Origin of the sequence: Geomonas ferrireducens (assembly GCF_004917065.1) — a bacterium.
In the GTDB taxonomy this organism is placed as follows: domain Bacteria; phylum Desulfobacterota; class Desulfuromonadia; order Geobacterales; family Geobacteraceae; genus Geomonas; species Geomonas ferrireducens.
Genome location: NZ_SSYA01000003.1, coordinates 929657 through 944061 on the forward strand (window position 1 = coordinate 929657; position 14405 = coordinate 944061).

12 protein-coding genes are annotated in these 14405 nt (G+C 61.2%); all 12 read left to right on the forward strand.

Annotation, left to right across the window (positions count from 1 at the left end; genetic code table 11):
* The first annotated feature begins 22 nt into the window (after positions 1–22).
* The 12 genes from prsT to E8L22_RS20000 are packed head-to-tail and all read left to right on the forward strand — an operon-like array spanning position 23 to position 14394.
* Positions 23–2668 (forward strand): XrtA/PEP-CTERM system TPR-repeat protein PrsT, encoded by a 2646-nt coding sequence (prsT, locus tag E8L22_RS19945; protein WP_136526844.1) that lies wholly within the window; start codon positions 23–25, stop codon positions 2666–2668.
* A 46-nt stretch (positions 2669–2714) separates the two neighbouring features.
* Positions 2715–4097 (forward strand): TIGR03013 family XrtA/PEP-CTERM system glycosyltransferase, encoded by a 1383-nt coding sequence (locus tag E8L22_RS19950; protein ID WP_136526845.1) that lies wholly within the window; start codon positions 2715–2717, stop codon positions 4095–4097.
* Positions 4098–4114: 17 nt separating this feature from the next.
* Entirely contained in the window at positions 4115–4921 is an 807-nt protein-coding gene (locus tag E8L22_RS19955; protein ID WP_136526846.1) for a polysaccharide biosynthesis/export family protein, read from the forward strand.
* A 15-nt stretch (positions 4922–4936) separates the two neighbouring features.
* On the forward strand, positions 4937–6421 hold the full coding sequence (locus E8L22_RS19960; protein ID WP_136526847.1) for an XrtA system polysaccharide chain length determinant: 1485 nt from the start codon (positions 4937–4939) through the stop codon (positions 6419–6421).
* A 58-nt stretch (positions 6422–6479) separates the two neighbouring features.
* Complete coding sequence (locus tag E8L22_RS19965; RefSeq protein WP_136526848.1) at positions 6480–7346, forward strand: XrtA-associated tyrosine autokinase; 867 nt, start codon at positions 6480–6482, stop codon at positions 7344–7346.
* 14 nt (positions 7347–7360) lie between these two features.
* Positions 7361–8521, forward strand: coding sequence for an XrtA/PEP-CTERM system-associated ATPase (locus E8L22_RS19970; RefSeq protein ID WP_136526849.1), 1161 nt, complete (start codon positions 7361–7363; stop codon positions 8519–8521).
* A complete protein-coding gene (locus tag E8L22_RS19975; RefSeq protein WP_136526850.1) occupies positions 8518–9765 on the forward strand; it encodes a TIGR03016 family PEP-CTERM system-associated outer membrane protein in 1248 nt (415 codons plus the stop codon). Before E8L22_RS19970 ends, E8L22_RS19975 begins: the two co-directional genes overlap by 4 nt.
* A 2-nt stretch (positions 9766–9767) precedes the next feature.
* Positions 9768–10649 carry an XrtA system polysaccharide deacetylase gene (locus tag E8L22_RS19980; RefSeq protein WP_136526924.1) on the forward strand — a complete coding sequence of 294 codons (882 nt, stop codon included), beginning with the start codon at positions 9768–9770 and terminating at the stop codon, positions 10647–10649.
* Entirely contained in the window at positions 10646–11680 is a 1035-nt protein-coding gene (locus E8L22_RS19985; RefSeq protein ID WP_136526851.1) for a FemAB family XrtA/PEP-CTERM system-associated protein, read from the forward strand. The genes E8L22_RS19980 and E8L22_RS19985 overlap by 4 nt, the downstream gene beginning before the upstream one ends.
* A 12-nt stretch (positions 11681–11692) precedes the next feature.
* Positions 11693–12895: a DegT/DnrJ/EryC1/StrS family aminotransferase gene (locus tag E8L22_RS19990; RefSeq protein WP_136526852.1), complete on the forward strand. Its 1203-nt coding sequence runs from the start codon at positions 11693–11695 to the stop codon at positions 12893–12895.
* A 21-nt stretch (positions 12896–12916) separates the two neighbouring features.
* Entirely contained in the window at positions 12917–13747 is an 831-nt protein-coding gene (xrtA, locus tag E8L22_RS19995; protein WP_136526853.1) for an exosortase A, read from the forward strand.
* Positions 13747–14394 carry an exosortase C-terminal domain/associated protein EpsI gene (locus E8L22_RS20000; RefSeq protein WP_136526854.1) on the forward strand — a complete coding sequence of 216 codons (648 nt, stop codon included), beginning with the start codon at positions 13747–13749 and terminating at the stop codon, positions 14392–14394. Before xrtA ends, E8L22_RS20000 begins: the two co-directional genes overlap by 1 nt.
* Positions 14395–14405: the final 11 nt, after the last annotated feature.

Consider the following 14405-nt stretch of genomic DNA (forward strand, 5'->3'; position numbering starts at 1 on the left):
CGGAGCAAATTGGAGGAACCCCATGAAATTATTTTTGTTGTTGCTGGCGTTGCTGGTCGTCTTACCCGGATGTGGCAGCAAGACGAAAGAAGACCTCTACAACGAAGGTGTAAAGCAGATGGACGCAGCCAATCCCGCCGGGGCCGTTGTCTACTTCAAAAACGCCCTGGACAAGGACGGCAACTTCCTGGAAGCGAGATATCAGTTGGGCAAGGCTTACGCCGCGCTGGGTAAAAACAGCCAGGCGGAAAAGGAATTTGCCAAGGTCCTCACCCAGAATCCCTCCCGCGATGAGGTGATGCTTGAACTGGCACGGCTTAGCAACGCCATGGGAAAAGGGGACCAGGCCTTTACGATGGGGCAGCAGTACCTTTCCAGGCATCCAGGGGATGCCCAGGGGCTCGAGGTCCTCGGCATTTCATTCGTAGTTCGGGACAGATACCAAGAGGCCCGTGATTACCTGGTACGTGCTCTTCAGGCCGATCAGAAGCGCCCTGAAACCAAGCTGTACCTTGCCGACGTCTACCAGGCTCTGGGGGACGTTCAGCAGGCGAGGGGCATGCTGAACACGCTGCTCCAGATGCAACCGGACAACTTCAAGGCCTTGTTCAAGTTGGCTGCTCTGGAAAAGGTAGCCGGCAACACCGACAAGGCGGTCTCCCTTTACGAAAAGATCCTCAAGCTCGACCCAAACCGCAGTGAGGCCATATACAAGCTCGGGCTGATTCAGGTGGAGAGAAAAGAGCTTGATCAGGCTAACGCCGCAGCGGAGCGGATGATCGACAGGTCGCCGAAAAACGGTGACGGCTATCGTCTGAAGGGAATCGTGGCGTTCTACCGCAAAGACTACGCCGAGGCTATCACGCTGCTGCAGCAATCGGTAAAACTCTCCCCCAACCCCGATGGGTATCACTTCTTGGGGCTTAGCTACTACAGCAAGGGGGAATTCGAGAACGCCCTGAGCCAGTTCCGCTTCATCCTTGACAGGATGCCGTCGGCGCGCCAGGCGCGCCTCGTGATGGCACAGACGCTTTTGGCCCAACAAAGGACTGAGGACGGCATCGCCGAGATCAAAAAGGTCCTTGCCGCCGACGAATCCGATGCCGCAGCCCACGCCATGCTGGGGACCGCGTACATGTCCCAGGGACTTTTCGACCAGGGGGTACGCGAACTCGATCGCGCCACCCGGCTCGATCCGAAGCTTGTGGCGGCGCACCTCAAGAAAGGGGCGTTCTACCTTTCCAAGGGGAAAGGGCGTGAAGGGGAGGTCGAACTCGCCGCAGCGGTTCAGTCCGCGCCGAATGCCACGGGGGGCAGGCTCTTGCTCGCTTCTTACTACAGTCGCGAGAAGAACCCGGCAAAAGCCATTTCGGTTTTGCAGGGGGGGCTTAAAGGTGTGAAGTCGGACGCGGCGCTCTACAACGCCATTGCGGCTGTGCAACTAGGCTCGGGAAACAGGGGGGAGGGGCTTAAGAACCTGGAACAGGCCAAACGAGTGAACCCCGCCTTCACCGCCTCGTACCAGAATCTGGCCAGTTACTACGCTGCCACCGGCGACTACACAAGGGCGATCGGCGAGTTCAATGCGCTGCTTGCCAAGGACCCGAGAAATGTCCGCGCCATGCTCGGGCTTGCCGCACTGAACGATTTGACCGGCAGGGAAGCAGAGGCTCTCTCATTCTACCGGAAGGCGGTTCAAACCAAGGCGCCTGAGGCCTTTTTGGCGCTGGCTGCCTACCACCAGAAGAAACGCGCGGATGGCAAGGCGATCGAGGTGCTCGACGAGGCGATCAAAGTTTCGCCGTCTGCCGTCGCTCCACTCGACTTTAAGGCCCGCATCTACCTGGCACAGAAGGATTATCGCAAGGCGCTCAAGGTGGCCGACGATATGGAACTTTTGAACCAGGAACGCGGACTGAGGCTCAAAATTGCCACCTATGCGGCCATGGGGGACCGCACCAAGGCGATCGAGAACGCCCGCAGGCTGGCAGCCAAGCGTCCCGGCGCGGCAGACGGTCACCTGCTCCTCGCTTCGGTGTACCTGAACCTAGGATCCGTGCCCGAAGCGATAGCCGAGGCGGATCAGGCGGTCCAGGCGGACGGTAAAAGCGCCGACGTGCGCATCACGCAAGGGAACATTTACAAGGCCGCAAAGCAGTACGACAAGGCCCAGGCCGCTTACCTCGCGGCAGCGAAGCTGAGACCGGACTACGCGCCCTCCCACACCGCCCTTGCCGAGATCCTCGACGCGGCCGGGAAAAAGAAAGAGGCTGCCGCCAAATACCGGCTGGCGCTTAAATACGACGCCGCGTACCTGCCGGCCCTTAACAACTTGGCCTACCTTTGCGCCGATGGGTACGGCAGCAAGGAAGAGGCGCTTCGTTATTCATTCGAGGCCTATCGCATCGACCCGGGCAACGCCTTGGTGACGGACACCCTGGGCTACGCCCTTTACCGCAACGGGCGCAACGCGGATGCCGCCAAGGTGCTGGAGCGGGCGGCCGTGCTCGCTCCGGGAAACCCCACGGTGCGCTACCACTTGGCGCTTGTCTATCGTCAGACCGGGGATCTGGCCCGTTCGCAGAAGGCGCTTCAGGAATCCCTTGCCATGGGAGAGTACCCGGACCGTAAGGCGGCTCAGGCGCTTTTAGCACAGTTGAGAAAATAGATGCCCGGCGCGCGAGCCCCGCGGCGGGGAGGAAATCCGAACCTGTATGGACCTGCGTGTAGCTTTTTACATATTTACCGACGCGGTACTCGCCATCGCCGCACTGCTTTTGGCTGCCGGGGTGCGCTTCGGCAGCCCGGTCCTGGCCCAGGAATGGCGCCCGGAACAGGGGGTGATGGGTGGCGTCTTGTTCGTCTCCGTCACCCTCTTTTCCTCTTATCTGATGGAGGTGTACTCGCTCCCCCGCGAGAGCCGCAAGCGCGATATCCTCGCCGCCTGCACCCAGGGGGGATGCGCCGCCTTTTTCTTCCTCTCCGTGGTCTACTACCTTTGGCCGGAGCTGATGCTCGGACGGGGGCTCCTATTTTTCGCGTTGGGTTTTTTCGTGGTGCTGCAGGCCTCCTGGTACGCGCTCACCAACGTAAACTCAAGGAAAGTCCCTTTCGCGCAGCGCGTCCTGATTCTCGGCACCGGCGACCTCGCCTGCCAGCTTGGGGGGCTTCTCACCTCGCAAAGCGGCTCCTTCACCCTGGCCGGGTACCTCGAGTGCGACCCCGGTCATCGACCGGAACAGACGGTGCACGACCCGGAACGGTTCCGGTCGCTGATCATCCCGGCCGAAGACGATCTCTTGCAGATTGCGCGGGAGCAAAAGGCGTCGGTGATCGTAGTGGCGCTCGCCGAGCGGCGCGGCGTGCTTCCTCTGCAGGAGATGATGCGCTGCAAGCTAAACGGCATCGAGATCCTCGACGCGCCTACCTTTTACGAACTGGTGCAGGAAAAGCTTTTGCTGGAGGAGATGACCCCCTCCTGGATCATATTCTCCAGCGGCTTTCGCCGCACCGCCCTCATCAACGTGTACAAGCGCTGCATCGATATCCTCTTGTCGTTGACCGGCCTTGTGCTGAGCGCTCCTTTGTTGCCCTTTATCGTTCTGGCCGTGAAGCTCGACTCCCCCGGTCCGCTCTTTTACAGGCAAAGGCGCGTAGGCCTCGGGGAGAAGACCTTCACCCTCTACAAGTTCCGCTCCATGCGCGAAGATGCGGAGCGTGACGGCGCCGTCTGGGCGCAGAAAAACGACGCGCGCATTACCCGGGTGGGCGCCATCCTGCGCAACTCGCGCATCGACGAGATCCCGCAGCTCATAAACGTGCTGCGGGGCGAGATGAGTTTCATAGGACCTAGGCCTGAGCGCCCCGAGTTCGTGGAGAAGCTCAGGCAGGAGATCTACTACTACTCCAAACGCCACACCATCAAACCCGGTGTGACCGGTTGGGCGCAGGTCCGCTACCCATACGGCTCCACGGCACAGGACGCCATCGAGAAGCTGCGCTACGACCTCTACTACATCAAGAACCTTTCCGTGTTCCTCGACACCCGGATCATCTTCGAGACGGTCAAGGTGGTGCTTTTCGGACGCGGGAGATGAGTCAAAAGGAGGAAACAATGAGACTGAGACTGCTGGTACTGATAACGGTCGCGCTTTTTTCCCTCCCCGCCGCCCTCTTCGGAGGCGACTACCAGATCGGGGAGGGGGATCTCCTCGACATCGCGGTCTGGGGGGTGAAGGACCTGAACTTCCAGGTCCGGGTCCGCCCCGACGGCAAGATCACCGTCCCGGGCCTTGGAGAGGTGACTGCGAGCGGCAGCACCCCGAGCCAGCTTCAGGGGTACCTCGGCGGGCGGCTGAAGGAGCTGGTGAAGAACCCTATCGTCACCGTCACGGTGCGCGAGATCACCAACTCCAAGGTGTACATCTTCGGTTCCGGCGTGAAGGCGGGGGTTTACGACCTCTCGAGGCGCACGACGCTCTTGCAGCTTCTGTGCATGCTGCCGGAGGTGAAGACCGCCGACCTGCGCAACGCCTACCTCTTGCGCGAGGGGCAGAAGATGAAGGTCGATCTGCACCGCCTGTTCATCCAGGGGGACACGAGCCAGGACCTGCAGCTCGAGTCGAACGACTCGTTGTTCGTCCCTCTTCTCACCGACCGCAGCGTCTACGTTCTTGGTGCGGTTAACCTTCCGAAAGCCATCGAGTACCGGGAGGGGATGAAGGTGATGGAGGCGATCCTGGAGGCGGGGGGGTTCACCAAGTTTGCCGACCAAAACGACGTGGTGGTGCGCAGGAAAGAGGGGGACAAGCCCCGTTCCCTGGAGGTCAAGGCGAAGAAGCTGTTCAAGGAGGGGGATCTCTCCCAGAACATCGACCTGAAGGCCGGGGATTACATACTGGTCAAGGAAGCCTTTTTTTAGGCATAGGGGGCAGCCGTGCAGGAATCTGAATACAAGAAATACGTGCAGCTTGTCACGAGGCACAAGGAACGCTTCGTTCTTTGGGCGCTGCTGATCATGACCCTCGTCTTTCTGGTGAGCTACCTTCTGCCGAGAAAGTACGAGTCCTCGAGCACCGTGTTCATCGAAAAAAACGTGATCAGCGAACTGGTGAAGGGGATCACGGTGTCCCCTTCCATGGACGACACCATCAACGTCCTCACCTACGCCATCACCAGCCGGTCGCTTCTGAACAAGGTGATGGAGAGCCTGGATATGAACCTGGGCAAGGAGGGGAACGACGAGCTGATCAGGGATCTGCAGAAGAACATCACGGTGAAGGTCAAGGAGAAGAACAACCTCTTCATCATTTCCTTCTCCCACAGCGATCCGAGGATCTCACGTGACTTCGTGAACACGTTGGTGCGGCTGTACATCGAGCAGAACACCTCGTCAAAGCGGGGCGAATCGTACGACGCAACCAAGTTCCTCGCCGAGCAGATCCAGAACTTCAACACGAAACTGGAGAAGGCCGAGGGGGAGGTGAACGCCTACAAGCGCGAGAAGGGTGGGATCATCTCCATCGACGAGGGGAAACTCTTCGAGGAAATCAATATCGCCCAGCAAAAGCTCTACGACCTGCAGTTAAGAAGGCGCCAGCTCGAGGGGATGCGCCAGGTGACCAGGCGAGCCAACGACCCCCTCCAGGCAAGGCTCGTCGCCCTGCAAAAGCGGCTCGAAGAGTTAAGGGTGCAGTACACGGACAGCTACCCCGAGGTGCTCACCGTGAAGGGGGACATCGAGACGGTTAAGGAGCAGCTTAAAACCCGCAAGGGTGGAGAGCCGCAGCCCCTGGACCCTCAGGAGGTGGCGAAGATCGACGCCGAGGTGTCGGCCCTCAAGGTGGCGGAGGATGGGCTTAGCCGCCACATCCAGCAGAACCGGGAGGTCCTGCAGAGAATTCCGGGGGCGAAGGCGGGGCTTGCGAAGCTCGAGGTGGAACGGGAGAACCAGAAGAAACTCTACGACGAGCTCTATGCGCGGCACGGGCAGTCCGAGGTCTCCAAGCAGATGGAAGTGCAGGACAAGGCCACCACGTTCCGCATCGTGGATCCGGCGGTCCTGCCCGTCAAGCCCTCGAGCCCCAACCGGATCGTGATCATGCTCGCGGGGATACTGGGAGGGCTTATCGGCAGTCTCGGCCTTCTGGTGCTTCGGGACCAGTTCGACGGCTCGGTGAAGGAACTCTCCTTCGTGAAGGCCTTGGGGGTACCGGTCCTCGCCGTCGTCCCGAGGATGGTCGATGCGCAGCAGGCGATAACGCTGCGCAGAAGGACGCACCGCATCTTCGCGGTTGCAGCGGTGTATTTCCTGCTCCTGCTGGTGTTCCCGGTCATGGAGCTTCTGCAACTGCCGTACATGGACAGGCTTTTGGACCACCTGACCCCGATAAGCCAGGGGCTGTGGGGGATGCTGCACTAGCGACAACGAACCGGCCGCGTCCCGACACGGGAGCGGGGAGAGCGGCAGCGAGGATATTATGAGCAGAATTGAGATGGCGATGGAAAAGGCGGCACGGCTCAGAGAGGAAGGGGCTCCCCGCGAGGCGGCAGAGGGGAGCGGCACCACGGAGGTCGCGACGGCGGCGCCGCCGGGGAATGCGACGCGCGTCGCCACGGCGCCGCCGACAGTTCCGCCGGAGCGGGTGCTGATGCCCAGGCACCCCTTCCTGGTCAACCTCCTCGACCCGCACTCACCGGCTGCCGAGGAGTACCGAAAGCTTAAGTCGGTCCTCGTGAAGCTCACCGACGGGGACCGGTTCAAAAACGCGGTCATGGTGACGAGCTCGGTCCCCGGGGAAGGCAAAAGCCTCACGGCTCTCAACCTTGCAGCGAGCCTAGCCCAGGGGCTCGACCACACCGTCCTTCTGGTCGACGCGGACCTGCGCCGCCCGTCCCTGCACAAATACCTGGAGATAGAGCAGGGGCCGGGGCTCGCCGACATCCTCTCGGGTAAGGCCGAGATCCCTGACACCATCGTGCAGACCGGTCTCGGGAAACTCTCGCTGATCCGTTCGGGAAGCCATGTGGAGAACCCGGTGGAGCTTTTCTCCTCACAGAAGATGCGCGCCCTCGTGGACGAGCTGAAAAACCGCTACCCGGATCGCTACATCATCTTCGATACCCCTCCCTTGCTCCCCTTTGCCGAAAGCCGCGCCCTCGCCAATATCGTGGACGGTGTGTTGTTCGTCGTCATGGAGCGTCTCGCCAGCGAGAGCGAGGTGCTGGAGGCTTACGAGTCGGTGAAGGGGCCGGGGCTTTTGGGGGTGGTGTATAACGCGGCGTGCGAGGCCGGACACGACGAGCGCTACGCCTACTACAAGCACTACGAGGGGCAGGGCCAGTAGGTCAGGGAGCGGTTATGTACGAGGAATTCTTCAGTTTCACCAGAAAGCCTTTCGAGCTCGTGCCGGACCCGGACTTCATCTTCCTCTCCCGGTCGCACAAAAAGGCGGTCACCTACCTCGATTACGGCATCAGGGAGCGGGCCGGGTTCCTTCTTCTGACCGGCGACGTGGGAAGCGGCAAGACCACCCTGATCAGGGACCTGATCGGCAAGAAGTACGAGCGGGTGGTGCTTGCCAAGGTGTTCAACACGCGCGTCAGCGTCGAGCAGCTCCTCGCCATGATAAACGACGACTTCGGCCTCGACGTCTCGGGCAAGGACAAGGTGGCCCTGATCCGGGACCTGAACGACTTCCTGCTGGAGCAGTACGCGAAGGGGAACGCGCCGATCCTCGTCATCGACGAGGCGCAGAACCTGGATGCTGAGCTCCTGGAGGAGGTGCGTCTGCTCTCAAACCTCGAGAGCTCGCACAACAAACTTCTGCAAATCGTCCTCGTGGGGCAGCCCGAACTGCGCGACACCATGGCGGGGCCCGAACTCATGCAGCTGCGCCAAAGGATCAGCGTGAGCTGCCACCTGACCGCGCTCTCGCGCGACGAGACCACCGCCTACATCATGCATCGGATGGAGGTCGCGGGGAACCGGGAGGCCGTCGTCTTCACCGAGGAGGCGCTCGACCTGGTCCACGGCTTCAGCCGCGGCATTCCGAGGCTCGTGAACATCATCTGCGACTTCCTGCTGCTTGCGGCCTTCGCCGACGAGGTGCGCACCGTGACCGCCGCGATGACGCACGAGGTGGCCGACGATCTCGATTTCGAGCGCACCTATTGGGGAGTGGGGTTCCCCGCTCCGGTTGGTGCGCCAGACCCCGTGAACGAGGCCGGTGGCGAGACGCTCGCGCGGGTCGAGGGGCGCCTGGAGGTTATCGAGGAGGACCTGGGTGAGCGCCTACCCAGGGCCTTGAAGAGCTTCGAGGAAGCGATGCAGCGGATGCATGGGGAGTTTTCGAGGCGCATCGAGAGTAACGAGAAGAAGGTTACCGGCATCGCGGAGCAGTTGGAGACGGTCTCCTACGCCATCGAGAGCCTGGTCCTCTCCTCCGCGGGGCGTCCAGCCGCCGCGAGCTTCGCGCGCCGACTGATGGACGGAGTCAGCAATATCGGGGTGAAAAAATGACAGGGACCTTTCCGACGCGCCGCACCGCGGCGACCTTTTTCGCCGCATCAGTTCTGGCAGCCTCCCCGGCCCTGGCTGCCGATTTCAAGGTAAACCCATCGCTTTCTCTCAGCGAGGAGTACAACGACAACCTGTTCCAGACCGCCCAACGGGAGAAGACGGATTTCGTGACCCGCGTGCAGCCGACCATCGCGCTCTCGGCCGAGGGGGGGGGCTTCACTACCAGTCTCTCCTACGGCGTCGACTACCGCTATTTCGCGAAGAACAGCCGCAGCTACCAGTTGGATCACCGCGCCGCCATGCTGGGTAACCTCCGCTTCTTCGACGACTTCTTCCACGTGGACCTCTCCGACACCTACAGCCGGGTCTCCTCCGAGTTGGCGCGTGACCTGACCGGCGAAAGCCTTGTCGTCAACCAGACGCTGCAGAACAACGCCATCGTCTCGCCTTTTTTAACCTGGCATCTTTCCGGCAGTTCCACATTGAAAACCGGTTACCGTTACCGCGACACCCGCTACTGGGGAGGCGACGGGGTCGACAAGAGGGAGCACGACGGTTATGCCGAATTGAGCCACGAGATAAGTTCCGGGCTTGTTCTTTCCGCCGGTTACACCTTCGCCCGGATCATCTCCGATGCCGATGGTCTCGACCGTCACGAGGCCTTCGCCGGGCTCAAATACGACTTCGGCACCGGGAATTTCCTGTACGCCAAGGGAGGCTACGACTGGCAGTCCTTCGATAGCGGCCTGAAAACGAGCGACCCCTTCTGGGACCTCGGGGCCAGCCGGGATTTCGGCCTTCTGGTTGCCGCTATCGGGACCAAGGTGCAGTACACCGAGGACCCGCAGACGCTTTCCACCAGAAACATAAACCACTACGCCACCTTAAGCCGCAACTTCCCGCGCGGTTTCGCGAGTTTCACCGCCTCCTGGTCGAAATACGAGAAGGAGCAGCAGGTGCCGCGCGACGTCGAGAGGAAGGTCTTTTTCGGCCTTACCGGACGATACGAGCTCAGTTCCGGCCTGACGGCGAACCTGAACCTCTCCGGGGACCGCCTAGACAGCACGCTTCCCAGGGATTATCCCTACCACCTGACCGCCGGAGCCGGGTTTGATTACGCCATGAGCACCAATGTCGTGCTCGCGGCGAACTACACGCACATAAGCTACCGCGACAACCTTGACAGCGCTGCAGGTTCCGTCGAGGTGAACCGCGCCATAGTAGAGATGAGGATTACTAGGTGACCATGCTGAACGCGCTCACCGTAGACGTCGAGGATTATTTCCAGGTTTCGGCCTTCGAGCGCTACGTGGACCGCGAGAAGTGGGACGAATATCCGTTGCGGGTGGAAGCGAACACGCGTCGGGTGCTGGATCTTTTCGACTCCTTCGGCGTCAAGGGAACCTTCTTCGTCCTCGGCTGGGTGGCAAAGCGCTGCCCCGCCCTGGTGCGCGAGATCGGTGCGCGGGGGCACGAGATCGCCTGCCACGGCTACGGACACCAGTTGGTCTACCGCCTGGGTAAGGAAAAGTTTCGCGAGGACGTGCGCGGCGCCAAGGCGCTTTTGGAAGACGTGACCGGCAACCGGGTGGCTGGTTACCGTGCCCCGAGTTATTCGATCACGAGGCAGTCACTTTGGGCCCTCGACGTCCTCGTCGAGGAGGGGTTCGAGTTCGACTCGAGCATCTTCCCGGTCTACCACGACATCTACGGTCTTCCCGGCGCGCCGCGATTCCCGCACCTGATCCGGCGCGCCGGCGGAGTGATCAGGGAGTTCCCGCTGAGCACCTACCCGTTGCGGGTGGCAGGGCACCAGTACCTCCTTCCGGTTGCGGGGGGAGGGTACCTGAGGCTCTTCCCCGTCTCCTTCCTTCGGCGCTGCATAGAGGCGATCAACGACAGGGAAGGAGAGCCCGCGGTGCTTTACTTTCATCCCTGGGAGACGGACCCGGGGCAGCCGCGTATCCGGGCCGGGCTCAAGTCCCGCTTCAGGCACTACCTGAACCTGGACAAGACCGAAGGGAAGCTGAGGACGCTGCTTTCCGGCGTCCGCTTCGGCACCATGAGTGAGGTCTTCGCGGGAAGGGGGGAGGGGCTTCCCGGCGCCCCCGACGGGGTGTATTCGTGAGCGGGCTATCGGTCGAACTCTACGGGGGGGACGGGACGGAGTGGGACGCCTTCGTCGCCTCACATCCCGCATCGACCAGCTACCATCGTTACCTCTGGAGAAAGGTGGTTGAGGAGAGCTTCGGACACCGTGGGTACTACCTGCTGGCACGTTCCGGCGGCAGGACCGTCGGGGTGCTCCCGATCATCCACATGAAAAGCAGGCTCTTTGGCAATTTTCTGGTCTCCGTTCCCTTTTTCAATTACGGAGGGGTTCTTTGCAGCGACCCCGCCGGGAGATCCGCCCTCCTGAAAGAGGGGGGACGCGTCATGGCGGAGTGTGACGCTTCGTACCTTGAACTGCGCCACCTGGCGGATCCTCTCCCAGGACTTGCCACCCGCAGCCACAAGGTGACCATGGTCCTGGACCTTGCCCCCGACTCCGAGAGCCAGTGGGGGCGATTCAGCCCGAAGCTCAGGAACCAGGTGAGAAAGGCGCAAAAAAGTGGGCTGGAGGTGATGGTAGGGGGCGCTGAGCTTCTCGACGGGTTCTATCGTGTGTTCTGCCGCAACATGCGCGACTTGGGGACCCCGGTGTACGGACGGGAGTTCTTCGAGAACGTCCTGCATGCCCGAGAAGTAGACCCCCGCGTCATCTCCGTCCTGCGCGGCGGCGAAACCATCGCCTCGGGCATCATGACCCGTTTCCGAGACAGGGTCGAGGTCCCCTGGGCCTCCTCCAATCGCGATTTCCGGGAGTGTTGCCCGAACAACATGCTCTACTGGGAGGCGATCAGGCTCGCCATCGGCGAAGGGGCACACAGCTTCGACTTCGGGCGTTCCACCCCGGGCGAAGGGACGTACCTCTTCAAGAAACAGTGGGGTGCCGAGCCTGTGCCCCTTTACTGGCAGTACCTTTTGCGACCAGGAGCGGAGCTTCCTGATCTGAACCCGGCCAACCCGAAGTTCCGCCTCGCGGTGCAAGGGTGGCGGAGGCTCCCCGTGGCGCTCACCCGGCTTTTGGGACCGGCCATCGTCAGGAACATCCCATAGCGGAGGGGCGTGATGCGCGTAGGTAGAACCCTTCCCCCAGCGGCGGTACCGATTTCCTTTAGGGAGATTCTTTCCGGTCTTGCGGGCCTCGCCTCCGGCAGGAAGACCGTTGCGCGGTTCGAGACGGAGTTGCAGGAGTATTACGGGGTTAGCCATGTATCCCTGGTCAATTCGGGAAAGACCGCCTTGACCGTCATCCTGACCGTTCTGAAGGAGTTGCATCCGGGACGGGAAGAGGTCGTCATTCCCGCCTACACCTGCTACTCGGTCCCGGCCGCGGTGACCAGGGCGGGGCTTAAGGTGCTCCCCTGTGACGTGGACCCGGCGACCCTCGATTACGACTGGGAGAAACTCGAGGGGGCGCTCGACAGCGGGCGCGTGCTGTGCGCCGTGTCAGCACATCTTTTCGGGTTTCCCGCCGATGTGGACCGGCTGAAGGAACTCGCTTCTCCTCGCGGCATCTTCGTGGTGGAGGATGCAGCCCAGGCGATGGGAGGGGAGGTCGGCGGGAGAAAAATCGGCACCCTGGGGGATATAGCTCTCTTCAGTCTCGGGCGCGGCAAGGCTTTCTCCACGGTGTCAGGCGGCATCATCCTGACCGGAGACGCAAGACTTGGCGACGCGGTGACGCGGGCGGTCCGGGGGCTGCCGCACGAAGGGGGGGGCGATTTTCTGCTGACGTTCTGCTACGCCCTCGCGCTCTCCCTGCTGGTCCGACCCGGCCTCTTCTGGCTGCCAAAGGCGCTCCCCTTTCTGAGGTTGGGGGAGACCCGATTCGACCCGAGGTTCTCCATGAAGCAGCTGGGGGCGTTCCAGGTGGGGCTTGCCAGGGGGTGGCAGGAGAGACTTGCCAGACTGCGCGAGACGCGCCTGAGGAAAGCGGTATTCCTGGAAAAGGCCGGGGTGAAAGCCACGGCACGGCTCAAGAGGGCGTTTCCGAACCTGATCAGGTTTCCGGTGCTCGTGGACGAGGCCAAGCGGAGACGCTTGATCGAGATGAGTGAGGAAGAGGGGCTGGGGGTGGCGCTGGTCTACCCCGACGCGGTAACCGGGATCGCCGAACTGAGAGGGACGCTCTTGGGCGGTCCGGCTCCGCAGGCCGAGCAGGTGGCTAAGCGCCTTGTTTCGCTCCCCTTGCACCCATATGTGACGGAAAAAGACCTGCGGCGGATAGCGGACCTGATTAACTCCGGTGCAGGCGAGGGCGGGAAGTGAGACGTACCGGGAGATCTGGTGATGGGACTGGCACGAAACGACAAAATAAAATTAACCCTGCTACTTGGTCTTTGGTTCCTGGTCTTTTACCCTGTCGTCCCCGAGATGGTGCGGGACTGGGCCGGCCATTCCGACAACAACCACGGTTTTCTGGTGCCGCTCATAGCGCTCTACCTCATCTGGCAGAAAAAAGATGAACTTCTGAGCGCCGAGATGGACTCCTCGAAGTGGGGGGCAGTGGTTCTCGTTGCCGGTCTCGCCGTTTTCCTGCTCAGTTTCGCGGGGGGGGTCGCCTTTCCGGCGCGGGTCGCCATGGTGCTTTCCCTTTTTGGCCTGTTGTGGTTCTGCACCGGGAGCGCCTGGGGGCGGATTCTGGCCTTTCCCGTCCTGTTCCTGCTCTTCATGGTTCCGGTGCCGGTCTCCGTGATTGGGCTGGTCTCCATGCCGCTGCAGCTCATGGCCACCAAGCTGTCCGCTAAGCTCATCGAGCACTGCTCCATCCCGGTGTACCGGGAAGGGAACATGCTTTTTTTCGTCGGAACCCAGCTCGAGGTGGCCGAGGCGTGCAGCGGGGTCCGCTCCATCATGTCCCTCACCATGCTGGGGACCATCTTTGCTTACATGTCGCAGGCCACGTGGAAGCGGCGCGTCGTCATGGTGCTGGCGGCGGTCCCCATCGCCATGACCGCCAACATCATCAGGATCACCGGCACCGGCATTTTGGCCCACTTCTTCGGTGACAAGGTGGCGCGCGGATTTCTGCACGAGTTCTCCGGGATCATCGTCTTCGTGTTCGGTCTCGCCGTACTCGGGGGGCTGTATAAGCTGTTGAACAGGAAAAAGGTGGCGTGATGAGAAACGCTAGCTTCGTAACGGCATTGATTCTGCTGGTTCTGACCGGAGCCGTTAGCAGCCTTCTGGCCTACCGTCCCGTCCCGGTAGTGGTCGCCACGAACCTGGAGAAGCTCCCGATGGAGATCGATGGTTACCGCGCCGTCGAAGACTACTTTCCTGAGTCGGTCTACAGGGAACTTAACGCGGATAAATATGTCTACCGTCATTATCGTTCTGCCGACGGCAGAGTCATAGACCTCTACATTGGCTATTACGGGACAGCTAAGGGGGGGCGGACTGGACATAACCCATACTCGTGCCTTCCCAGTGCTGGTTCGGCGATAGTCGAAACTGGAACGACCGACTGCACGATGTCTACGGGTAAAACCGCAAGAGTTAACGTTATCGTTGCCCGCAAAGATGAACTCAACACGGTGCTGCTCCATTGGTATCAGACTGGCGGGACTACGGTTGCTTCGAACAGCCTTTATCAGAATCTAGGCCGGTTGGTGAGCAGAGTTATGCATAATAAAGACGATGGTGCTTACATCCAGATTTCTCAAGCGGCCGCTGACGGCAACGTAGCTCAGGCTAAGCAGCATGTCAGACAATTCGCCAGCAAGCTTCTTGACATGCTGCCTGCTGCCTGGCCGGTCGAACAGTAGAGGTATGGTGG

Coding starts and splice junctions, on each gene's coding strand:
- prsT (WP_136526844.1), top strand. CDS start 23: ATGAAATTATTTTTGTTGTTGCTGGCGTTGCTGGTCGTCTTACCCGGA.
- E8L22_RS19950 (WP_136526845.1), top strand. CDS start 2,715: ATGGACCTGCGTGTAGCTTTTTACATATTTACCGACGCGGTACTCGCC.
- E8L22_RS19955 (WP_136526846.1), top strand. CDS start 4,115: ATGAGACTGAGACTGCTGGTACTGATAACGGTCGCGCTTTTTTCCCTC.
- E8L22_RS19965 (WP_136526848.1), top strand. CDS start 6,480: ATGAGCAGAATTGAGATGGCGATGGAAAAGGCGGCACGGCTCAGAGAG.
- E8L22_RS19970 (WP_136526849.1), top strand. CDS start 7,361: ATGTACGAGGAATTCTTCAGTTTCACCAGAAAGCCTTTCGAGCTCGTG.
- E8L22_RS19975 (WP_136526850.1), top strand. CDS start 8,518: ATGACAGGGACCTTTCCGACGCGCCGCACCGCGGCGACCTTTTTCGCC.
- E8L22_RS19980 (WP_136526924.1), top strand. CDS start 9,768: ATGCTGAACGCGCTCACCGTAGACGTCGAGGATTATTTCCAGGTTTCG.
- E8L22_RS19990 (WP_136526852.1), top strand. CDS start 11,693: ATGCGCGTAGGTAGAACCCTTCCCCCAGCGGCGGTACCGATTTCCTTT.
- xrtA (WP_136526853.1), top strand. CDS start 12,917: ATGGGACTGGCACGAAACGACAAAATAAAATTAACCCTGCTACTTGGT.
- E8L22_RS20000 (WP_136526854.1), top strand. CDS start 13,747: ATGAGAAACGCTAGCTTCGTAACGGCATTGATTCTGCTGGTTCTGACC.